Source organism: Maribacter aquivivus, assembly GCF_900142175.1.
GTDB classification, from domain to species: domain Bacteria; phylum Bacteroidota; class Bacteroidia; order Flavobacteriales; family Flavobacteriaceae; genus Maribacter; species Maribacter aquivivus.
In genome coordinates this window covers 106761-131025 of record NZ_FQZX01000003.1, presented here as the reverse complement: position 1 = coordinate 131025, position 24265 = coordinate 106761, and the positions used below count along the sequence as shown (strand labels likewise).

Here is a 24265-nt window from a genome sequence, read left to right as displayed (position 1 = left end):
TTTTATTGACCATGAAAAAAATTATCAATACAGTAAATGCTCCTGCACCTATAGGACCATACAATCAAGCAACTCTAAGTAACGGAACCTTATATATTTCTGGTCAAATTCCTTTAGACCCTAAAAGCGGAGAATTGGTTTCTGGAGATATAAAACTAGAGACAAAACAATCTATGGAAAATTTAAAGGCCATTTTAACCGAAGCTGAAATGACCTTTGAAAATGTTGTTAAGTCGTCTATTTTTCTTAGTGACATGAAACAGTTCACTGAAGTAAACGAAGTATATGCTTCTTATTTCAATGCAGAAACAGCACCAGCAAGAGAAACAGTAGAAGTTGCAAATTTACCTAAGTTCGTAAATGTTGAAATCTCTATGATTGCCGTAAAATAAGATTTTACATATTAGATCGATGAAAATCTACCAAACCTTCAATAGGTCTTTGTCTAATTACACCAACAATTAAGTCATTTCTAAGAAGTACAGAAGTTAATTCATCTCTTAGATAATGCGCAATACTACCTACAAAATTGATTGGGACCTTTGTCGCCAATTCAAATTGCATTACGTAGTTATTAATAAATTGCTGAAAACCTTTATCAATAACACCTTTAGCATAAGGGTGCTCTTTGTTCTCAATTAAAAAACGAGCAAAGGTCGCCAAGTAGGTATTTGGGTTAGGTTGCTTGTATAAATTCTCTTTAATAACATCGGCATCCAAATCATGAGAAGCAGCAAATTTATGTGCTAGATCAGAAGGCATTTTATGAAAATAGTAATCACGAATAAGCTTACGCCCAAAGAAATTTCCACTACCATCATCCATAGGTATGTACCCCAATGATGTTACTTTTTGAAATAACTGGTTACCATCATAATAACTACAGTTAGAACCTGTACCTAAAATACAAACGATACCTTGATGACCAACTTTTGTTGTAGCAAATATGGCAGCATAAGTATCTTCTTTTACATCGGCTTTTGCATTAGGAAAATAATCTTTAAAGATTGCCTTTAAAAACAACTTCATACGATCGGTACCACAACCGGCGCCATAGAAATAAAGATGTGAAACCTTTTCTCTATTTTTAGAAAGCTCAAAATTATTCGCTAAGCGATCTTCAATAACATCTTTCGTCAACACCTCAGGACTCAACCCCAAAGTCTGCGTCAAAAAAAGTTGTTCGCCATTTTCATCTAATGCAATCCAATCAGACTTGGTTGCGCCACTATCTACTATTAAAATCATATACCGAATGTCTTTAAAAAATAAACCTGAAAATAAGGAAAAACTGCCTCATTTTCAGGATATATCTTTGTTATACTAAAATGATGGTTATAAGGTATTAACGTGTTGCATTAAGTCTACCATTTTATTGGAGAAACCAGCTTCATTATCATACCAAGAAATTAACTTAAAGAAAGTAGAATTTAATTCGATACAAGCACCTGCATCAAAAATACTAGTTCTAGGATCGCCAATAAAATCTTGAGAAACAACGCTCTCTTCCGTATAACCTAATACACCTTTTAACTCACCCTCTGAAGCTGCTTTAAAAGCTTTTTTAATCTCTTCCAAAGAAGTTGCTTTTTTAACTTTCACAGTTAAATCTACCACAGAAACATCAGCAGTTGGCACTCTAAAAGCCATACCAGTAAGTTTCCCTTTCAATGCAGGTATTACTTTAGTTACTGCAACCGCAGCACCTGTAGAAGCAGGTATTATGTTTAACATTGCACTTCTACCACCTCTCCAGTCTTTTCTAGAAGGACCATCAACAGTCATTTGTGTTGCAGTTGTTGCATGAACCGTTGTCATCAATGCTTCTTCAATACCAAAGTTATCATTAACAACTTTAGCTAAAGGAGCTAAACAGTTTGTAGTACAAGATGCGTTAGAAACAATTGTATCAGTTGCTTTAACATCTTTATGGTTTACACCTACTACGAACATTGGCGCATCTTTAGAAGGTGCAGATATAACAACTTTCTTAGCACCACCATCAATATGATATTGAGCAGTTTCCAAAGTTGTAAAAATACCAGTACATTCTGCAACAGTAGCAGCACCTACTTCATCCCACTTACAATTCTTAGGATCTCTTTCTGCAGTAATACGAACAGTTTTACCGTTTACGATTAAGTGACCATCTTTTACATCAACAGTACCATCGAATTTACCGTGAACTGAATCATACTTCAATAAGTAAGCTAAGTGCTCAACATCTAATAAATCATTGATAGCTACTACATCTACATCACCACGCTTAATTGTAGTTCTGAAGACCAATCTACCTATTCTACCAAAACCGTTAATTCCTATTTTCAAATTTGACATTTTCTCTATTTTTAATTTTTAAAATTATGTAGTCATTATTTCTGAAACTCTAATAAGTTCCTTATCAATTTTTGTATGCCCTTTTATAGCCTTGTTGATAGGCGTCAATGTTAATTGGTTATCTTGAATACCTACCATTAGGTTGGTTTTACCCTCTAACAAAGCCTCTACAGCTTTTACTCCCATTCTACTTGCCAATACACGGTCGTAACATGACGGTGACCCTCCTCTTTGCATATGCCCTAAAACAGATACACGCACATCATAAATTGGTAAATGCTCTTCAACATACTCTTTAAGCTCGAATACGTTTTTACCAGATTTATCACCTTCGGCAACAATTACGATACTTGAAGATTTACCCGACTCTTTACTCCTTTTTAAAGATTCAAGTAATCTATCTAAACCTAAATTCTCTTCTGGTATTAAAATTTCTTCAGCACCTGCACCAACACCTGCGTTCAATGCAATATGTCCAACATCTCTACCCATTACTTCTACGAAGAAAAGCCTATTGTGAGAACTTGCGGTATCCCTAATTTTATCAATACATTCTACTACTGTATTTAACGCAGTATCAAAACCTAATGTAAATGTAGTTCCGAAAATATCGTTATCAATAGTACCAGGTATACCTATAACAGGAAAATTGTATTCTCTGTTAAATATCATAGCACCAGTAAAACTACCATCACCTCCAATTACCACAAATGCATCTATTCCCGCTTTCAGTAACTCCTCATGCGCGGTTTTCCTACCTTCTGGAGTTCTAAAATCATCGCACCTAGCAGATTTAAGTATAGTACCACCTTTATTAATAATATTATTTACACTACGGGCGTCCATAGGTTTAAAATCGCCCTCTATCATACCTTGATACCCTCTATAGATTCCAACACAATCTACCTTCAAGTATGCACAAGTACGAACAACTGATCTTATGGCAGCATTCATTCCCGGAGAATCACCTCCTGAAGTCAGTACTGCTATTTTTTTTATTTCTGAAGACATTGAAAAATTTAAGCCAACGAAAGTAAGAAATCTTAGTCGTAATCGGAATAAAAGTCAGTCGCATTTTAAGAAAAAATCAACGAAAAGGATTTCGTTGTAACAGATTAACAGTCAAATTCTTAAAATTTGTTATTTATTCATAAAGGGAGAAGTATTTATATGTTAATTTAATGATTTTGGCTTATCGTAAAAACGGATTAAGCTATCATTACCCATGACAGAAGATGGGCTTTCAATTTCTTTTACAGGTTCTTTCTTTTCAACTGGCTTAGTTGCCAATATTTTTTGAAAGAGTTCTTTAAAATTATTAAAATCTACTTCATAAGATATACCTGCCCCTTGAGTAGAGCCTTGTTGATCAGATAAATACGCCTGTATTTCACTTTGTCTACTAAAGAAATTAGCACTCAAGGTTCCTTCTTCATTCAACAAAATTTGTATTTCAAAATCACCAGCTACCAATGTTTCACTAGAAGCACCTACCGGAACCCCTACTTTACCATTAAATAAAATTCTATCTGAAATTTGTGTAGACACCGTAACACCAATTCTATCATCAGTTTCTATATCTGCCGATCGATCAAGTATACCTTGTTCATATGAAAGACCTAGATTAAACTTGTCATTACCTCCACTTAGAATTGAGTTTAAAATACTAGATGCACTTTGCACCAAGTTACCCGTTATCGCTTGTTGATTAATTCCGCTTTGCGAATTAACAAATGTACCTTGTGCCAATAAGAATATTGCATTCTTCTCCTCAACCGTTGGATCCTGCAAAGTGTATTCTAACTCTGACTTAACTATAGAGCTCGTACCTGGGAATTCAATTCCAAAATCAATATCAGGACTTTGTAACTCTCCTGTTAAACTAATAATAACATCTGTTGGTATTCTACGTGTAAAACCGGCATCATCAAGTAACGGTGCAGGATTGGCATTTAAAGAATACACCGCTTCCATATCAAGAATAGCTTCTAAGGGCTTTTGATCCCAATTTATAGTTCCTCCAGGTTTCACCTTAAATTTTTTATCAATAATACCTCCGAATTTGTAATTAAAATCTCCTGTAACTACAACATAATCACCATACATTTCAAACTTACCATTAGTATTTATCTGTATTAAAATAATACCTACTCCGGTACCTTTTAAAGAACTTCCTGTTTTAGTATCAGTTACAATTTCAACCTCGGCATCTGGTGTTATATCTAAATTGAACTCTAGCTCTAACCCTTGGTAATCTTTTAATTGACGTTGACTTTCAATTCTTTGTTTGTCCTTCTTTTCTAAAAAATTAATAAAAGAGTAATCACCTACACTAGCGACATCACTTAAAGGTATTTTTAATGAAGTACCTTTTGCCGTAGATCCGTCAACAGTTATATTTAAAGCAGTCGTAGGTCCGTAAATACGACCTGTTCCATTCAAATAGCCAGTACCATAGTATAATTCCCCTTCCTTAAACTCGGTATTCAGAATTAAAAATTTGTCTTTCTTGGTATCAACATTTAAATCTAAGACCCAATCCCTAAAGAAACTATGGGTAATAGTACCATCTAAATTTGCCCGTGTGCCTTTTGCTACGTCTTCTAATGCTATATTTTCAAAATCAAAAGTCTGGTCTTTAAGTAGTACTCTTGAACGTGGGGCAAATCCATAATCTACATTTAAATAAGGCACTGCTATACCTGCATTATCTAAAGTCAGCAAACCATTAAAACTCGGGTTATCTACATTACCCTCTATCTTTACCCTACCATCAATATCTCCCCGTATATTATCAATTACCCCCTCACCTAACGGGCTAAATGGCTCTAAACCAAAGTTGTTAAAATTGGCAATTAAGTTTGCTTTTGGTATCTCACCCTTATTTTCTATACTACCTACTACACTAAATTTTTCAACATTATTATCAGATAATTGAGAGTTAACCTGAAACTCAGATAAATCTTTATTCCCAATAATATTAATTGCTAAATCTCCTAAGGGTATATTGTTAATTCCAAATTTTTCTATATTCAAGTTAGATGATGGTAAATAAATACCATCTTTTTGAAGCACGTTTAAAGTACCATTAACTTCTCCTTGCAGCTTTAGGCTATCAATTACCGGTGTTATTTTATCCAAGGATACAATTTTGAACTGAAGCTGAAGATCTTTATAAGTAGAATCTGCCAACTGCCCTCTCAGCCGTATTTGTTCTTTTTCTTCATTGTTCATTACAATTTCTTGAATTGTAATACTATCTAAAGCCCTGTTCAGTATAACTTTATTCTTTGTATCGCCATCTTTGTTTAACACCCATTTATTGCCTTTAAAATTGACATCAGAAGTTTTAAGACCAATAACAGATTTATTGTCTTTATTAAACGTGTGGTAAAAATTTAGGTTATAAGAATCGTCAAAATCGCTTCCTCCTTTGAATTCAGACCTAAAGAATAAAGTATCTTTTAATGTTGTATTAATAAGGTTAAAATCTTTAAAATTATAATACGGCGTATCTAGCTCACCCACAGAAACGAATGTATTAAAGAGCGGATTCTTATTATCAATTCTAACTTCGATATTGTCTGCAGCTGTACCAAACGCCTCAATACTAGGAGATTCAAAATTTAATTTAAAATCACCTTCATCTGCAACAATATTACCCTTTATAAAAGTATTAGGATCGAACCGTACTTCAGGAAAAAATACATCTACAATCTTATTATATATTTTAAAGTTGAAGGAAAGATTTTGACCGTCAGAAATTTGAAAAGGTCTGTAGTTTGTATAAATACTACCCAAAGAGTTTTGTACAAGTTTACCCAATTCTCGTACTTTAAAATTACCCTTCATAAAACCGGTAATAATATCTGGGGAATTTATATTGATTGTTCGTTCACGATCTTCGCCAAAGTTAGAGGTCACCGCAAAATCTTCAAAATAATAGGTGTCGTTTACATTTTGATAGCTCGTTTGTGTAAAGTTTATGTCACCAACGATATTATCTAAGGTAGTCCCCGTAATATCCATGCTAACGTTCCCTTTAAAAATAGAAACGCTATCATTGATGATATTCAATTTCTTTAGATCTGCATAATCTACCGAGGCTATAAAATTAAAATTATTTCTAGTCTCTGCAACGTTCGCAAGACCCTTAAAGTTAAATTTAAAATTCTCGTCGTTACTAATTAAAGAACCATCAAACAATTGATCTTTAATTAAACCCGAAACTCGTAAATCTTGATAATTATAGTTATTAAATTCAATAGAATATATTTGACCTATAACCTCTGTATTCAGTTTCTCTTTAACAAAACCCTTACCCTCAACATTAAAATCTAAGGTTGTTTTACCTAAATTTTTATTTTCAGTAAAATCACCTAAATCAAAATCAATTAAAGAGATGAACCCTTTATAGGTGGCATTATCAATATTATTAAAATCACTTAAAACGATATCTGCATAGCTACTACCAACAGCAGTATTTAAGTTCACTTTTGCATCTACGGAAGAATTGGTGATAAATGCATTACCACGAATAGTAAATTGCCCTAATTTACTAAAAGAGGACGGCAAAGATTTACCTATCAGATTGGGCAATAAAGCATTTAATTGGTAATAACTACTAGTGACATTTTTCATTTCAGCATTTAAACTGAATGGTTTTTGTTTACTAAATAAGTTTTTAAAATTAAAATCGCCACGTATACCGGTGTCGTCAGAAAATAAGAAAAGATTATCTGTATTCAGGTCATTTAAAACTCCGTTAACATTAGCATTAAAGGTTACCTCTTTCCCTTTGCCAAATTCATTATATAGCAAATTAACCTCGTCAAAAGCGACATTAGAATCCTTAAATTCTGCAACAACATTTACCTTATTTAAAAAATCTTTAAAATCTTCTCGATTATAGTTAAATACTAGATTACCATCTAAAGCAGAAAGGGGTGTTTTTATTTTCAAAGAATCGAAACGCATTTGTTGCTTCGTATACTTAAAATTTGTGGCTAACCTTTCAACTTTTAAACCTCTATTGCTAAAGAAGGACATTTCTTGAATATCTGTAGAAACCTCTGGACCTAAAATTAAAAAATCGGCTGCACTGATATTAAGGCTATCAAAATTTAATATAGTGGTATTATTTAAATTTTCATCAATATACTTGAACCTACTATTTTCAATATCTACATACGATGAAGAAAGCCTAAAGGGTGGCGTACCTGGCGCCCTAGGTTTGCCATCATCAAGCTTATCTACAAAAACCTCTAAATTGGTATTTGTTTCTCCGAAATATGTCCTTAACTTAAAGTTTAATTTATCAACCGAAATATCTCCAAACTCTAAGTTTCCCTGCACCAAATTATTTATGCTTAAAATGGACGTTTTAAGCTCATTGACATAAAATAAAGTGTCTTGCTTGTAGTCTTCGATAAAGACACCTTCCAAACCGGTATTCCAAGAAATTAATGAAACTTTTAAGCGCTCAATATTGATATGCGTACCATATTGATCATTAATTTTTTTCGTAGCAAACTGTGCCAGTAAGGTCTGTACCACTGGCAATGAAAAAATGATAGTACCCAAAACACATATCAGCACAAGCACCAATAATGTTCTAACCAATATTTTTCTCAGTTTTTTGATAGGTCTTTATGTTTTACCTTTGTTATTCAAATTTTATTCCAAATATGTCGGAACACGATACAATTTATATACTTGCTATAGAATCTTCTTGTGATGACACTTCTGCGGCAGTTTTAATGAACGATAAAGTGCTCAGTAATGTTGTCGCAACCCAGGCTATTCATAAAGAATATGGAGGGGTTGTACCAGAACTTGCATCAAGAGCACATCAACAAAATATAGTACCAGTCGTTCATCAAGCGATAGCCAAAGCAAATATCGATAAAAAACAATTATCAGCCATAGCATTTACACGCGGACCTGGACTAATGGGCTCTTTACTTGTAGGCACATCGTTTGCAAAATCTTTATCATTAGGTTTACAGATACCTCTTATTGAAGTTAACCACATGAAAGCCCATATTTTAGCTCATTTTATAGATGACGAAACTATGAAGGCGCCGTCATTTCCGTTTTTGGCCTTAACTATAAGTGGAGGTCATACACAGATTGTTCAAGTAAACGATTTCTTTGACATGAAGATTATTGGACAAACTTTAGATGACGCCGTTGGGGAAGCGTTTGACAAGAGTGCGAAAATTTTAGGACTACCCTACCCTGGCGGACCTTTAATTGACAAATATGCAGCAACAGGTGATCCATATAAATTTGAATTCACCATACCAAACGTAAAAGATTTAGACTTTAGTTTTAGCGGATTAAAAACTAACATACTCTATTTTATTCAGCGACAAACGAAAGAGAATCCAGATTTTATCAAGAACAATCTAGAAGATATCTGCGCATCAATACAGTATACCATTATCACTATATTGATGAAAAAACTGAAAAAAGCAGTAAAGCAAACTGGCATAAAAGAAATAGCAATTGGCGGCGGAGTGTCTGCAAACTCGGGTATTCGAAAAGTTTTGACAGAAGCCCAGACAAAATACGGATGGAAAACCTACATACCCAAATTTGAATACTGTACAGATAATGCTGCTATGATTGGTATTGTAGGATATCAGAAATACAAGAACGAACAATTCTCTCAACAAGATGTTATGGCTAAAGCCAGATACGTTATATCATAGTCAATAAAATAAACCACATGCAATTATTTTACAATCCTGATATTAAAGACATTGACACTACTTTCTTTTTTGACAGTAATGAAAGTAAACATATCATTAAGGTTTTGAGAAAAAAAAATGGCGACAAATTATGGATCACCAATGGCAGTGGCTATTTATTTGAAGCTAAAATAATTAGCGATAATATAAAAAAATGTGAGGTTGAGCTTATATCTTCCAAAAAAACACATCCAAAATCTCATTGGTTACATATAGCAGTAGCGCCTACAAAAATGAATGATCGGTTTGAGTGGTTTTTAGAAAAAGCTACAGAAATAGGCGTAGATGAAATAACACCTATAATTTGTGAAAGATCAGAACGTAAAGTCTTAAAACTAGAACGTATGCAACGCGTATTAGAGTCTGCCATGAAGCAATCTCTACAAACATATTTACCAAAATTAAACCAACCAATAAGCATCTCTGAATTTTTAGAGAAACCTGTATCTGAACTTCAATTTATTGCGCATTGCGAAGACACAGAACGCCATGAACTAAAAAGAAGAGTTGCGGCAGATAAAAACGTTACCATATTAATTGGTCCAGAAGGTGATTTTTCACCAGAAGAAATTAAAAATGCAATGCAAAAAGGCTATGCACCAGTTGCTATGGGCAAAACAAGATTAAGAACAGAAACAGCGGCAATTGTTGCCTGCACAATCGTAGCGACAATTAACAATGGGTAATATTATATTGCTGCTTTCACAGCACCCGTAATCCCAGCATTATCATTTTCTACCAACAACATCAAAATAAGCTTTTCATCTTTCTTGACAATCTTAGGAATAGTAATAGAACCTACAACAGAATTATCCCCAAGCTCTAAGTATTTCTCAGCCACAACTATATTTGAGTTTTTCAATGTTCTATGACTATTTTCTCCTCTTTTTACTTCTGTAGTTCTTTCATTCAATAATAGAACGGCACGTATTATTTTACCTTTTGTAGCCCCTTCGATTTTGTAATTAAAATTCACTTTGTCAGCTACTCTATCCAATTGCTGAGACATCAAACGGTTAGGTGAGGCCTTTGCTGCATATTTATTGATAGCGCTTTCTACTTTAGCTCTATTTGATCCTACCAAATGCTCCTTACCATTCACTACTAATTCTGGAGTGTAATTACCTCTATAACCAAGCTTCCTATTATATTTACTTTGTTTAACGGTGAAGTTTTTATTACTAAAAGGATCTGCCCAACCTATATAGTCCCAATAATCAACATGATAACTCAATGCAAAAACATTTTCTGGGTACTCATTCTTTGCTTTTTCTAACAATATATCTGCAGGCGGACAGCTTGAGCAACCTTGAGACGTAAATAGTTCAAGAACCACTACACCATTCTCTTTATTTTCTATAGTATTAAAAGAAAAAGCATCATCAACTTTATTATCTTTACTTGGTTGAGACCGAATAAAGGATGTTAATGAAAATCCCACTGCTAAAAACAATATAATAATGACTTTTTTATCAAACATAATAGTATAATTACATGTTCTATTATTCGAAATAAAATGAAAAAACTTACAATATATCTTGCTTTTACGATGCTGTTCTGCGGATTTCAGATGAAATCTCAAAAAATAGCTATTTTAAAATATCAAGGTGGTGGCGATTGGTATGCCAACCCAACTGCCTTACCTAACTTGATCAAATACTGCAATAATAATATCGACACAACCATTGACAGTAAACCTGAAACTGTAGAAGTTGGTAGCAGCTCTATTTTTCAGTACCCATTTTTACACATGACGGGGCATGGCAACGTGGTGTTTTCAGATGAAGAACTAGAAAACTTAAGAACATATCTTTTGTCTGGTGGTTTTTTACATATTGATGACAATTATGGTATGAAACCTTATATCACCAGGGAAATTAAAAGACTTTTTCCCAATACAGAATTAGAGGAGCTGGGATCTGAACATCCTATTTTTTCAAACAAGTATTCATTTCCAAAAGGATTACCAAAAATACACGAACATGACGGGCAGCGACCACAAGCATTTGCCATATCACGCAACAATAGAATAGTCTTGCTATTTACTTCAGAATCAGATTTAGGTGATGGTTGGGAAGATCCTACAGTACATAACGATACCGAAGAGGTTAGAGAAAAAGCTTTACAAATGGGTGCTAATATCATAACCTACGTTTTTAAAAATTAATCAATGACCGCAAAAACCATATCACAAGGTATATTAAGAGCCATAGGTGTATTAATTGGCATCGCACTTCTGCTTTATTTTCTATATACGATACAATCTGTTATAGCCTATTTAGCCATTGCAGCCGTCACCGCCTTAATTGGCAGCCCTTTAGTACGCTTTTTTAGATTGCGTCTTAAACTACCTAATATACTTGCGGTAATCATTACTATGCTTTTAATGGTTGGATTATTAGTAGGCATTATTGCCTTATTTATTCCTTTATTATCTGAGCAAGGCAAAAATTTATCTTTACTTGATATTGATGATTTACAGACAAGCCTAAATACATTATATCATCAAATCACCAATTACTTAGGGCTTTCTTCTCATATTGTAGAAGATGTTATTGACGATGCTGGTTTAGAAAAAAATATTTTACAAGGTCTAGACATTGGCTTTATACCTAATTTTTTAAATTCCTTTTTAAATGTTTTAAGTACAGCAAGTATTGGCTTGTTTTCCGTTCTTTTTATATCCTTTTTCTTTTTAAAAGACAGTAAATTGTTTGAGCACGGTTTATTGATATTTATTCCAGTAGATAAAAAGAAAGGCACAACAAATTCTATCGGTAAAATCAACGGACTATTATCACGATACTTTGTTGGTTTGCTACTTCAAATATTTATTCTCTTTGTCATTTACACCATAGTTTTACTAATCGTGGGTATTGAAAATGCTGTAGTGATCGCTTTTCTTTGCGCACTGTTCAACATTATTCCATATATAGGTCCAATAATTGGTGGCGTAATAATGTTAACACTAACTATGACCAGTAACTTAGGCTCTGATTTTAGTGAGGTAATATTACCAAAAACAGGATATGTATTTATAGGATTATTAATTGGCCAGTTGGTAGACAACTTTTTCTCACAACCTTTTATATTTTCAAATAGTGTAAAATCTCATCCCTTAGAAATTTTCTTGGTTATTATCATTGCCGGATTATTATTTGGAACTGTAGGTATGATTGTTGCCGTACCTGGTTACACGGCTATTAAAGTTATTCTGAAAGAGTTTCTATCAGATAATCAAATAGTAAAATCTTTGACCCATAATCTTTAGGCATTTGTGAATTCTAAAATACTAGCTAACGATGTACAACAGTTTATCAATGATAATTTAAACACTGATATTCATAAAATTCTTCTATCTAAATCAAGATTTCCTGAAGTTTCTTCAAGAGAACTAGTTGAACAAATAGAATCGAAATTAAAAGCAATAACGAAATTACCTACTTGGTTCAATACAGATAATATCTATTACCCTAACAAATTAAATCTTTCGCAAACATCTTCAGAAATTACAGCCAATTATAAAGCCACATTAGTTCATGGCACTTCTATTATTGATTTAACCGCTGGTTTCGGCGTAGATTCATTTGCTTTTAGTAAGAAAATGAAACATGTAGTTCATATTGATAAAAATGAAGACTTATCTAAAATTGCTCAGCATAATTTTAAGCAACTCAATGCCGCGAATATAGAATGTATAGCGGCTGATGGTCTAGAATTCCTTAAAAAAACTAATAACCCTATTGATTGGATATATATTGACCCTTCAAGAAGAGATAAGGACAACAAAAAAGTCTATTACTTATTTGACTGCGAACCAAATGTTGTCAGTAATATGGACCTTTTACTATCAAAGGCCTCAAACCTACTTATTAAAACCGGACCATTATTGGACCTTAAAAGCGGATTGAAAGAACTGATACATGTAAAAGAAATTCATATTGTGGCCATAAATAATGATGTAAAAGAAATTCTTTGGTTAATTGAGAAAGATTATAAAGAAGAGCCATTGATCAAAACATTAAATTATAAAGCAAAGACATTACAAGAATTTCAATTTCATTTAAGTGAAGAGCAGATTACTGACTCGCAATATTCAAAACCACTTAATTACGTCTATGAACCAAATGCAGCGATTTTAAAATCTGGTGCATTTAAAAGCATAGCCAAAAATTATAATCTTTTTAAAATACATGCAAATTCACATCTCTATACTTCAAAAGAATTAATTCCATTTCCTGGCCGGATATTTGAAGTAAAAGGCGTTTATGATTATTCTAAAAAATCATTAAAAAAAGAAGGTTTAATCAAGGCAAATATTACCACAAGAAATTTCCCAGATTCCGTACTAAAAATTAGAAAAAAATTGGGAATTAAAGATGGTGGAGAAATCTACCTTTTTTGCACTACAGATTTAGAGGAAAATTTGATCATAATTTCGTGTTTACAGATCTTTCAAGATCATTAGAAGATCAAAAATCAATTCAAATCAATTGAATTTAACAACAATTCAAAACATCAAAAAAACAAAAACTACAACGTTATAGATTACCATTTAACGTAATTTTTATCGACATATTAAATTGAAAATGTTAAAAATTTAACGTGTTAAATTCCAAATTTAACAAGAGCTAAATTATTGATATCCCAATAATTACGCCTATTAATACAGATTATTACAATAACAATAGGCTAAAATGGTTTTATGGAGCTTGTAAAAAATCATTAATGATTTATCGGTAATTGAAGTAAAAGTGCTATTATTATACCTGATTTTGATTTTTTTAACATTTAAACACTGCAACTAAGAATATTAAAAAGTCAATTTCAATACATTTAATTTAAACTAACAAACAACAACGATTATGAATCAAAAACGTGATTACACGTTGATGAAATCCAGAAAAAGGTCTTCCTTTATTAAGACTGGAGTTTTATCAATGCTTGTTTGCTTAAGTGCCCAATTGGCCCAGGCAAATGAAAACACAAGTACTTCAAACGAAGTTGAAGTAAAAACACTGCAATCTACTATTACAGGAACCGTTCTTGATGACACTGGCCAACCACTTCCTGGTGCTAATGTCGTAGAAAAAGGTACTACAAATGGTACACAAACAGATTTCGATGGTAACTATAGCTTAAATGTATCTGATGGTGCTACATTAGTATTTAGCTATATAGGATTTAAAAGCACAGAAATTGCCGTAAACGGCCAATCAAGCGTTAATGCAACTTTAGCTGAAGATGCTGCCGCTCTTGATGAAGTTATCGTATTAGGGTATTCTACTCAAACAAGAGGAGATTTAACTGGTTCAGTAGCGTCTGTTGATGTTTCTGAGGCAACAAAAGCACCAGTTGTAAATGCGGCTTCTGCATTACAAGGTCGTGTAAGTGGTGTAACTGTAGTACAGAATGCAACACCAGGTAGCCCTCCAAAAATTAACATTCGTGGTTTTGGTACTAGTAATAATACCAACCCATTATTTATAATAGATGGTTTACAAACAGATGACCCATTTGTTTTGAACAGTATCAACCCAAACGATATTGATCAAATGAACGTTTTAAAAGATGGTGCTGCTGCTATATATGGTGCAAGAGCATCTAATGGTGTAGTAATTATCACAACAAAAGGTGGTGGTTACAACATGGACAAACCTGTTGTATCTGTTGATACCTATACAGGTTTCTCTACTGTAGCAAACACTCCTGATCTTTTAAACGCACAACAATTAGGTGATGTCTTATATCAAAGTGCCATTAATGATGGTACAGCATTCAATCATCCTCAATATGGTAACGGGTCATCCGCAGTTGTTCCTTCAACATTAAATGGATACACTAGAGTTGTTTCTTACGATCCTATTACTAGAGGTCCTGCTTCAGCAACTGTTAACCCTAATGGTACAGATTGGATAGATGCTATTACAAGAACAGCAGTTATACAAAGTGTTGCATTCTCAGTAGCAAATGGTGAAGAAAACAGTAAATACAATCTTTCTGCCAACTACTTGAACAACCCTGGTAACCTTTTAGAAACAGATTATAAAATCGGACAAATTCGTTTGAATTCTGAATTTAAAATAGGAGATAAAGTACGTATCGGAGAACACTTCAGTACTGCTTACAGTAATTCTAAAGGTGGCGGAGGTGCTCAGTATGAAGAAGCAATAAGAAGTAGCCCATTAATACCATTATATGATGACAATGGTAATTTTGCTGGTACTGGTGCTCAAGGAACTGGTAATTCAAGAAGCCCGCTAGCTCAATTGAATAGACAAAGTGACAACTTCAATAAGACAGTCAGAATTTTAGGTGATGTTTATTTATCTGCGCAATTAATGGACGGTCTTACGTTTAAAACGACTATTGGTGGTACTATCAACTCTTTTAACACACGTGGTTTTCAAGCATTAGACCCAGAACATAGTGAGCCATTAGGCGTTAATCAACTAACTGAACGTAACCAAGATGGCTATTCTTGGACATTTACAAATACTTTGAACTACAAAAAAACATTCAACAACAGTAAAATTGATGCCTTAGTAGGTATTGAATCTGTAAAAGATGGTGTAAAAGGAAAAGTAGTTAGTCGTACGGATTTCTTATTCGAAACTCCAGATTTTTATTTATTAAATAACGGTAGTGGAGTTCCATTAGTGAATGAAGCTTTCGATTCTGCAACATCGCTTTACTCTTTATTTGGTTCTGCAACATATTCTTATGGAGATAAATATTTTGTAACAGGTACATTACGTAATGACACTTCTTCTCGTTTTACAGGAGATAACAAAAGTGCAACTTTCCCTTCTGTTAGTGCTGGTTGGGTAGTAAGTAAAGAAGATTTTATGTCTTCTGACTCAGCTTTAAGTTGGTTTAAATTTAAAGGTTCTTGGGGTCAGTTAGGTAACCAATCGCTACCAGCAAGTAACCCTACCATCAATATCTCAAACTTAAATGAGCAATATGGTAACTATGCAATTGATGGCAGTTCTATAGCAACAGGTGCTATATTATCATCTGTTGGTAACCCAAATTTAAAATGGGAAACTAGTGAAGCAATAAATGCAGGTGTCGAATTAGGTTTTTTTGATGATAAATTTAATGTTGATTTTGAGTGGTTCAAAATCACTACTAAAGATTTAATTGTTCAAGATAATAGCTTGATAAGTACTACTGCAATTGATGCTGGTGCACCTTACGTAAATGCAGGTAACGTAGAAAATACTGGTTTTGATGTTACGTTACGTTACAAAGACGAAACTACTTCTGGTTTTAAATATGGCGTAGATATCAACTTCTCTCACTACAAAAATGAAGTTACTGATTGGATTAGTGAATTTCAAGTTGGTGACGAAAGCTACCGTGGCGGTGCAGTTTCAAGAACACAAGTTGGTGAAGCTATATCTACATTCTTTGGTAGAGAGGTAATTGGTTTTACAGATACAGGTAGATTTGAATATAGAGATGTTAATAATGATGGTGAGATTAATGATGATGACAGAACTTTTATTGGTTCTCCACACCCAGATTTCACTTATGGACTTAACTTTAACTTAGGTTATAAATCTTTCGATCTATCATTGTTCTTACAAGGGTCACAAGGAAACGATATTTACAACTACAATAAAATCTATACAGATTTCCCAACATTTGCTGATGGTAACCGTAGTGTAAGAGTTTTAGATTCTTGGACACCAATTAACACTGATGCTACTTTACCAGCATTAAGTAGTTCTATTCAAAATAGTGAAACGCAACCAAATTCATACTTTGTTGAAGATGGTTCATATTTACGCCTTAAAAACGTACAATTAGGTTATGCTTTCTCTGATAAAGTTGCCAATTCAGTTGGTTTAGATTCTTTCAGAGTTTACATACAAGGCACAAATTTACTTACCCTTACTGGATATGAAGGATTCGACCCTGAGATTATCTCATCAGTAACTGGTAATAACCTAACAATAGGTGTAGACAGTCAGGTTGTTCCACAATCTAGAATTCTTACACTTGGATTTAATTTAAAATTGTAAAAAAATGAAAAAGAAAATAATATACTTATTCTCACTATTCGCTGCTTTAAGTGCATGTAGCGATGATTTTACCGAGCAACCTGCAATTGGTGCTCTTAGTGATGCTGCCGTACAAAATGAAGATGGTGTAGAATTGCTTTTAATTGGAGCCTACTCTACATTAGACGGTATACGTAACAACTTATCGGGTAATGGATTTGCTGCAAGTGGAGACAACTGGTGGTTTGATGTTTTAGCTGATGATGCCCATAAAGGTAGTACTGATGGTGATCAAGCTGAACTTTTTGAAATGGAAACCTATAATTGGACTACAGGTAACCCATATGTATTAGGAAAATGGTCATCTACTTTTGCAGGTGTTAACCGTTCTAATGCAGTTATTGCATTAATTGCAACTATAGAAGATGCTGATTTAACAGGAAAGCTTGCTGAAGCACGTTTTTTACGTGGTCACTTCAATTTTGAATTGCAAAGAATTTATGGAAATGTTCCTTACATCTCTGAAGAAAACTATGCAAATACAGAATTTAATCAGCCAAATCCTGGACCAATCTGGGACCAAATAGAAGCCGATTTTCAATTTGCTGTTGACAATTTACCTGCTACTCAAGCACAATCAGGAAGACCATCTTCTTGGGCTGCTAAAGCTTACTTAGGTAAAGTTCATTTACAACAGTCTGAATGGGCTCCTGCTCTTGCTTTGTTCGAAGAAATCATTAATGATGGTCCTTACGCCTTAAATTCTGAATTTGTAGCTAATTGGGAAAGTGCTGGAGAAAACAGTTCTGAAGCTGTTTTTGCTATTCAATTTACTGCAGATGACGCAGTATCATATAATGGAAATATTGGTGGAGTATTAAACTTCCCTAATCCAGGACCATTTGGATCATGTTGTGGTTTTTACCAACCTTCTCAAGATTTAGTAAATGCATTTCAAACAGATGGATCAGGTCTTCCTTTATTAGATACCTTTAATCAAACTGATGTAGCAAATGACTATGGTAAGGAAGATGACGAGGCATTTACACTTCACACTGGACCATTAGATCCTAGATTAGATTACACAGTAGGTAGAAGAGGTATTGATTATAACCGTTACGGAACTTTCCCTGGTCATTCTTGGATCCGTGCAACATTCTCAGATATTTCAGGTCCTTACTTACCAGCTAAAAATGTTTACCAATCAGGTGATACCGACAACCAAGGTTCAGGTGCATGGGGACAACAACACGCAGGTATCAACTATCATATTATACGTTATGCCGATGTTTTATTAATGGGTGCTGAAGCAGCTGTTGAAACTAATGATTTAGCGTCTGCATTAACATGGACAAACTTAGTTCGTAACAGAGCTAAAAACATGACTTACATTCAAGATGAAACTGGGGAGGTTGATGCGGCTAACTATGAAATAGAGCCTTATACAGCTTTCGCTAGTCAAGATTTCGCTAGAAAAGCAGTTCGTCATGAGCGTCGTTTAGAGCTTAGTATGGAAGGTCACCGTTTATTCGATTTAAGAAGATGGGGTAATGCTGCAAGTGTAATGAATGAATACATTACAAATGAAAGTCGTACTATACCTAACTTTGGTACTAAAGCTAATACGGTTGAAGCAAAACACGATATCTTGCCTATCCCGTTAAACGCAATAGATTTAAGTGGAGGAATTCTGCAACAGAATCCTGGGTATTAAATAAAACAGAATTATAAAATCTTATACTAAATAATTTAGATATGAAAACATTTCGAATATTAAGTATCTCATTATCAATGCTTGCCTTAATCGGCTTCAGCTCGTGTGATGATGATGATATAGACGGTAGCGACACCTTAATTGGTCCGGGTACTGTTGACACTAGAATCAATACAATTGGTAGTCTTTCTAACTTAAATGCTGCAATTGATGCAGCATCTGGTGACATTGCTACAACCTTAAACGGCACTGGTCCTTTTACAGTATTTGCACCTAATGATGCAGCATTTGAAACATTTGCAACTCAAATAGGCTTTGAAGCTAATGATGATGAATCGGCAGCAGCACAACTATTGTCTGTCGCAGATGCGGATTTACTTGCTCAGATATTAACCTATCATGTGGTAGCAGACAATATAGAAGCATCAGGTTTTTCTGATGGTCAAACATTAACTACAGTACAAGGAGGTTCACTCTCTGTAGCAGTAGGAGAAGATGTGTTTATTTTAGATGCCTCTAATTTACCAGAGACCAACCCTGTTTCTAAAGTTACACAACCAAACTTTTATGCAGACAATGGTATAGTACATGTAATAGACAAGGTACTTTTACCACAAGAGGCAATTGATGCTCTAGATTTTGATATCCGACCAACTTTATTGGACTGGGTAACTGGAACTGATGATTTAAGTTCATTAGCTGCAGCTGCAACAAAAGCAGGATTGGTTGATGCTATCGCCGATTTGGAAACAGCTAGAGTACTAGCTCCAAACAACCAAGCTTTTGAAAATCTTTTTGATGCTCTTGGAGATGATTATAATGATCTTGATGATTTTGACAATTCTGCAGAAATCGAACTTCTTAGTAATATTTTACTATATCACATTTTACCATCTGATGATGGTTCAACAGATTTAGTAGCTGGACCAACTATGACTCTTTTAGAGGATAGTACGGTAGAAGTTGTAGATAATGCAGGTGCTTTTGAATTTGGAGATGTTACTGCTACGAACGCAGCTATTGTTACCGACGGTATTGATTCTAAAAATGGTGTCGTAAGTATAGTAGACAAAGTTCTTTTACCACAAGCAGCTCTAGACTTTATTGCATTACTAGGATCTGATGATTTAGCGACAACTGTCGTTAACGCACCATCATTAAGTACTTTAGAAGAAGCATTAATTGCTACTGATTTAGTAGATGTATTTGTTGACGCTACCAATATGGAAGATGAAGAAGCAACTAATTTTACATATTCTAGAAATGCAACAGTTTTTGCTCCGTCAAATGACGCCTTCGTAGACTTATTCAATACTTTAGGCCCTGATTATACTAGTATTGCTAGTTTTGATACGGAAGAAGAATTGGAATTACTAACCAACATACTTTTATATCATGTAGTAGCAGGTAAAATTACTAGTGCAGATTTAGCAGCAGGTTCATTGACAACTTTATCTGAAAAAGATTTAGAAGTAATCAGTGTCATTGGTTCAGAAAATTTCGTGATTGGTGATGCAACGAACGATGTAAATGCAAATATTACTACTCCAGATGTTTTAGCAAGAAACGGGGTCGCACATATTGTAGACAAAGTTTTATTACCACAAACTGCAATTACTTTTATTGACTCTTTAGATGACTAAAGAATCAATAAAATTTAAATTTGGGTTACATAAAAAATAACCTTAAAAGCAGGACATTTTTCAATGTCCTGCTTTTTTTTTGATCAAAACTCAATTAAGTAAAAATTCAATTTCTATAGTAGTCAAAAAAACTCAATAGTAAATTATATCAGCACATAACACTAGCTAAACTGAAACTTTTTTATAAAAAATAAACTAGTTAAATCTTGAAGTAAGTACACATCTACCTGTGATATTCAGTACAAAAACACTATTTTGGTACTACAAAAATGCAGATTTACATTTGCGCACATAAGACACTTTATCACATTATTTTCTTTTCAATAAACTAACTACAAATTGAATACTTCTTCTCTAGTAAATAGTATTAAAAAACCAATTATGCGAATCTTTTCGGCTATAACAATTACATTATTAACAATCAGCTTTTTCTCATGTAATCAAAAAGAATCTACCTCACTTTTTAAAGTGGTACCTCCTTCTAAATCAGGAATTGATTTTAACAATGAAATTGTAGAAACTGACAGCTTCAACATATTAACCAGTGAATACATATTTAATGGTGGTGGTGTTGCAATTGGCGATTTTAACAATGACAAAATGCCCGATATATTTTTTAGCGGAAATCAAGTTTCTAATAGGTTATACTTAAATCAGGGAAAATTCAAATTTAAAGATGTCTCTAAAGAATCTGGTATAGAAGCACTAAACAAATGGAATACAGGTGTTGCTTTGGCAGATATTAATAATGATGGTTTTTTAGATATATATGTATGTTCTGCCATGTTAGACAGCGCTGAAGAAAAGAAGAACATTTTATACGTAAATCAGGGTTTGAATAAAGATAATGTACCAACATTTGTAGACAAAGCTAGTGAATTTGGAGTTGAAGAATCTGGTAATAGCATGGGCGCGTCATTCTTTGACTACAATAAAGACGGACTTTTAGATTTATACGTTTTAAACAATGTTGACATTCATATTTTACCCTCTAACTTCAGGAAGAAAATTACTGATGGCTCTGCGTTAAGCAATGATAAATTATATAAAAACAATGGTGACGGCACATTTACAGATGTTACCATAGAAGCAGGCATAACTATAGAGGGTTATGGTTTAGGACTTTCTATTGCAGATGTAAACTACGATGGATGGTCAGATATTTACGTAAGTAATGATTATCTATCTAATGACATTTTATATATAAACAATCAAGATGGTACATTTTCAAATAAGATAAAAGACAACACTAAACACCAGAGTAAGTTCTCTATGGGTAACGACATCTCTGATTTTAATAATGATGGTTACTTGGATATCATCACTTTAGACATGCTAGGTGAAACAAACGAACGGTTAAAAACAACTTTATCCGGAAATAAATACACCGAGTATATATTAAATGACCGTTTTGATTATGAATACCAGCACACCAGAAACATGCTGCAGAAAGGGAATGGGAATAATGTACCGTTTAGTGAAATTGGCTTAATGGCAGGCATATCAAAAACAGATTGGAGCTGGTCTCCCCTATTTGCCGATATGGATAACGATGGTTATCAAGATTTACTAATAACGAATGGATTTCCAAGAGATATTACAGATTTAGATTTTGGTGATTTTAAATTCAATGTAAGTAGATATTTAAGTCCCGCTCAAATTTTGGATTCTATTCCGAAAATAAAGATTCCAAACTACGCATATAAGAATAACAAAAATAACCAGTTTACAGATGTTAGTGAAAATTGGGGAATTGGAATACCCTCCTTCTCCAATGGCGCAGCATTTGCCGATTTAGATAATGATGGTGATTTAGATTATATCGTTAATAACATAAACGACGAAGCTCTTATTTTTCAAAACAATACGGATCAAAAAAATGGTCAACATAATTATCTAAGTATAGAATTATTAGATTCATCATCGAAATCACTAAAAACAGGGGCAAAAATTGTATTAAGACTTAAAGACGGTACTTTTCAATACCAAGAACACCATACATATAGAGGCTATATGTCTACTGTTGAAGACATAGCGCATTTTGGTTTAGGTAATAATAAACAAATAGCATCTGTGGAAGTACTTTGGGCAGATAACAAATTTCAAAAACTAGAGAACATTAAAGCTAACCAAAGGTTAACCATTAAATATGAGAATGCAATTTCGGTATCTTCAGAAGGTTTAAATTTTCCATTTGTTGCAAAAAAAGTAGCGCCAGTATTCAAAGAGATTTCTAATGCCATTGCTATAAACTATTTACACGAAGAAAAAGATATTGTAGATTACAATATTCAACGAACCATACCACATAAACTTACTCAAAATGGTCCTGTAATGGCTACAGGAGATCTTAACGGTGATGGTATAGAAGATTTTATTATTGGCAGTTCTTCAGGTATGTCTCCACAAATATTTTTTCAAGATAAAAAAGGCAGCTTCATACGGCAGACATTATTTAGCGATGAAGAAAATAAAATGTATGAAGAAGAAAGTATTGCGTTATTTGATTTAGAAAATGATGGCGATTTAGATATGTACTTAGTTTCTGGTAGTAATGAATTTGACCTAGAAAGTATTCACTATACAGATCGATTATTGGTGAATGATGGTAAAGGAAATTTCAGCGTTTCAACCAATAAGATACCACAAATTAATACCAGTGGTTCAGTAGTTACAACCGCAGATTTTGATAAAGACGGCTTCGTTGACCTTTTCGTTGGTGGTAGAACCCCTTATTCCAAATATCCTAATGCTGAAAATAGCTTCTTATTAAAAAACGAAAACGGTATATTAAAAGATGTGACGGATAGTCTTGCGCCTGAATTAAGAAACTTAGGTATGGTTACTGATGCAGTTTGGGGAGATATTGATTTAGACGGAAATGATGACTTAATTATCGTTGGTGAATTTATGCCTATCACTATTTTAAAAAATAACGGAACTAGTTTCAATAAATTAGAGAAAACAGGAACTGAAGAACTTTCTGGTTGGTGGGAAAGTATTGTAAAAACTGATATAGACAATGATGGCGATATTGATTTCATAGTGGGCAACTTAGGTATGAACAACCTCTATCAACCATCATCAGAAAGACCAGTTACAGTAATCGCAAAAGATTTTGATAATAATGGCACTATTGACCCTGTCATGTTTGCATATTTTAAGGAGAGCTTTGATAATCCTACATACAAATCATTTCCAGTAAACTTTTGGGGAGATTTAAATGGTCAAAGCCCCCTATTTAGAGCAAAATTCAGCACTTTTAAAGGATACTCTAAAGCAACCATCTCAAGTTTATTTACAGATGAAGAATTACAGGGATCAACAAAATTAATAGGCAATTTCGATAAAAGTATAGTTTTGGAAAATATGGGCGATGGCACATTTAAATACAATTCACTACCAATAGAAGCACAAGTTGCTCCAATTAATGGAATTACGACATTAGATTATAATAAAGATGGTAAAGAAGATATTTTGTTAATCGGAAACAATTTTGGAAACGAAGTTTTCGTCGGAAGGAATGACGCCTTCAATGGTCTATTATTAGAGAATGATGGTAAAGGTAATTATACAACTATTAATACTATTGAAAGCGGATTTCTAGTGCCAGGTGATGCAAAAAGCATCATTAAGGTGAATAGTAATCTAGAAGACCGACCATACTTCATTGTTACTCAAAACAGGGATTCTGTAAGGGTATTTCAGAAAAACTAAAAACTGGTATTATCTTAAAGAAATCGGCTGGCATATTTCAGAAATATGCCAGCCGATTTCCGTTTATCAAAAAACGCATTACCATAA

General features: G+C 33.6%; 15 protein-coding genes. 10 read left to right on the top strand and 5 right to left on the bottom strand.

Going from position 1 to position 24265, the window contains the following annotated elements:
• Positions 1 to 11: 11 nt before the first annotated feature.
• Positions 12 to 392: a RidA family protein gene (locus tag BUC31_RS16300; protein ID WP_073246247.1), complete on the top strand. Its 381-nt coding sequence runs from the start codon at positions 12 to 14 to the stop codon at positions 390 to 392.
• Positions 393 to 396: 4 nt separating this feature from the next.
• Here BUC31_RS16300 and BUC31_RS16295 read toward each other — a convergent pair whose 3' ends face one another.
• From BUC31_RS16295 to BUC31_RS16280, 4 genes are all read right to left on the bottom strand, one after another.
• Positions 397 to 1248: an N-acetylglucosamine kinase gene (locus BUC31_RS16295; RefSeq protein ID WP_073246245.1), complete on the bottom strand. Its 852-nt coding sequence runs from the start codon at positions 1246 to 1248 to the stop codon at positions 397 to 399.
• Positions 1249 to 1335: 87 nt separating this feature from the next.
• Positions 1336 to 2337: a type I glyceraldehyde-3-phosphate dehydrogenase gene (gene gap / locus BUC31_RS16290; RefSeq protein ID WP_073246243.1), complete on the bottom strand. Its 1002-nt coding sequence runs from the start codon at positions 2335 to 2337 to the stop codon at positions 1336 to 1338.
• A gap of 24 nt (positions 2338 to 2361) precedes the next feature.
• Positions 2362 to 3348, bottom strand: a complete 987-nt coding sequence (gene pfkA, locus BUC31_RS16285) for a 6-phosphofructokinase (RefSeq protein WP_073246241.1) — start codon at positions 3346 to 3348, stop codon at positions 2362 to 2364.
• 162 nt (positions 3349 to 3510) lie between these two features.
• Complete coding sequence (locus BUC31_RS16280) at positions 3511 to 7962, bottom strand: translocation/assembly module TamB domain-containing protein (protein ID WP_449817457.1); 4452 nt, start codon at positions 7960 to 7962, stop codon at positions 3511 to 3513.
• Between the two features lie 62 nt (positions 7963 to 8024).
• On the opposite strand from BUC31_RS16280, the gene tsaD reads away from it, so the two are divergent.
• Positions 8025 to 9053, top strand: coding sequence for a tRNA (adenosine(37)-N6)-threonylcarbamoyltransferase complex transferase subunit TsaD (gene tsaD, locus BUC31_RS16275; RefSeq protein WP_073246238.1), 1029 nt, complete (start codon positions 8025 to 8027; stop codon positions 9051 to 9053).
• A 17-nt stretch (positions 9054 to 9070) separates the two neighbouring features.
• Positions 9071 to 9778: a 16S rRNA (uracil(1498)-N(3))-methyltransferase gene (locus BUC31_RS16270; RefSeq protein ID WP_073246236.1), complete on the top strand. Its 708-nt coding sequence runs from the start codon at positions 9071 to 9073 to the stop codon at positions 9776 to 9778.
• Between the two features lie 2 nt (positions 9779 to 9780).
• On the opposite strand, the gene BUC31_RS16265 is transcribed toward BUC31_RS16270, so the two are convergent.
• Complete coding sequence (locus BUC31_RS16265) at positions 9781 to 10572, bottom strand: DUF1223 domain-containing protein (protein ID WP_084135075.1); 792 nt, start codon at positions 10570 to 10572, stop codon at positions 9781 to 9783.
• Between the two features lie 36 nt (positions 10573 to 10608).
• Between BUC31_RS16265 and BUC31_RS16260 the strand changes: the two genes are divergently transcribed.
• The 7 genes from BUC31_RS16260 to BUC31_RS16230 all read left to right on the top strand — a co-directional run bounded on the left by BUC31_RS16260 (position 10609) and on the right by BUC31_RS16230 (position 24178).
• Entirely contained in the window at positions 10609 to 11259 is a 651-nt protein-coding gene (locus BUC31_RS16260) for a DUF4159 domain-containing protein (RefSeq protein ID WP_073246234.1), read from the top strand.
• Positions 11260 to 11262: 3 nt separating this feature from the next.
• Positions 11263 to 12363, top strand: a complete 1101-nt coding sequence (locus BUC31_RS16255) for an AI-2E family transporter (protein ID WP_073246233.1) — start codon at positions 11263 to 11265, stop codon at positions 12361 to 12363.
• 6 nt (positions 12364 to 12369) lie between these two features.
• Positions 12370 to 13560 (top strand): class I SAM-dependent methyltransferase, encoded by a 1191-nt coding sequence (locus BUC31_RS16250; protein ID WP_073246231.1) that lies wholly within the window; start codon positions 12370 to 12372, stop codon positions 13558 to 13560.
• Positions 13561 to 13957: 397 nt separating this feature from the next.
• Positions 13958 to 17125, top strand: coding sequence for a SusC/RagA family TonB-linked outer membrane protein (locus BUC31_RS16245; RefSeq protein ID WP_073246229.1), 3168 nt, complete (start codon positions 13958 to 13960; stop codon positions 17123 to 17125).
• Between the two features lie 4 nt (positions 17126 to 17129).
• Positions 17130 to 18818, top strand: coding sequence for a RagB/SusD family nutrient uptake outer membrane protein (locus BUC31_RS16240; RefSeq protein ID WP_073246227.1), 1689 nt, complete (start codon positions 17130 to 17132; stop codon positions 18816 to 18818).
• A gap of 41 nt (positions 18819 to 18859) precedes the next feature.
• Positions 18860 to 20461, top strand: coding sequence for a fasciclin domain-containing protein (locus tag BUC31_RS16235; protein WP_084135074.1), 1602 nt, complete (start codon positions 18860 to 18862; stop codon positions 20459 to 20461).
• 381 nt (positions 20462 to 20842) lie between these two features.
• The gene (locus BUC31_RS16230) at positions 20843 to 24178 is read left to right on the top strand and encodes a VCBS repeat-containing protein (protein ID WP_073246875.1); all 3336 of its coding nucleotides are present in this window, start codon (positions 20843 to 20845) and stop codon (positions 24176 to 24178) included.
• Positions 24179 to 24265: the final 87 nt, after the last annotated feature.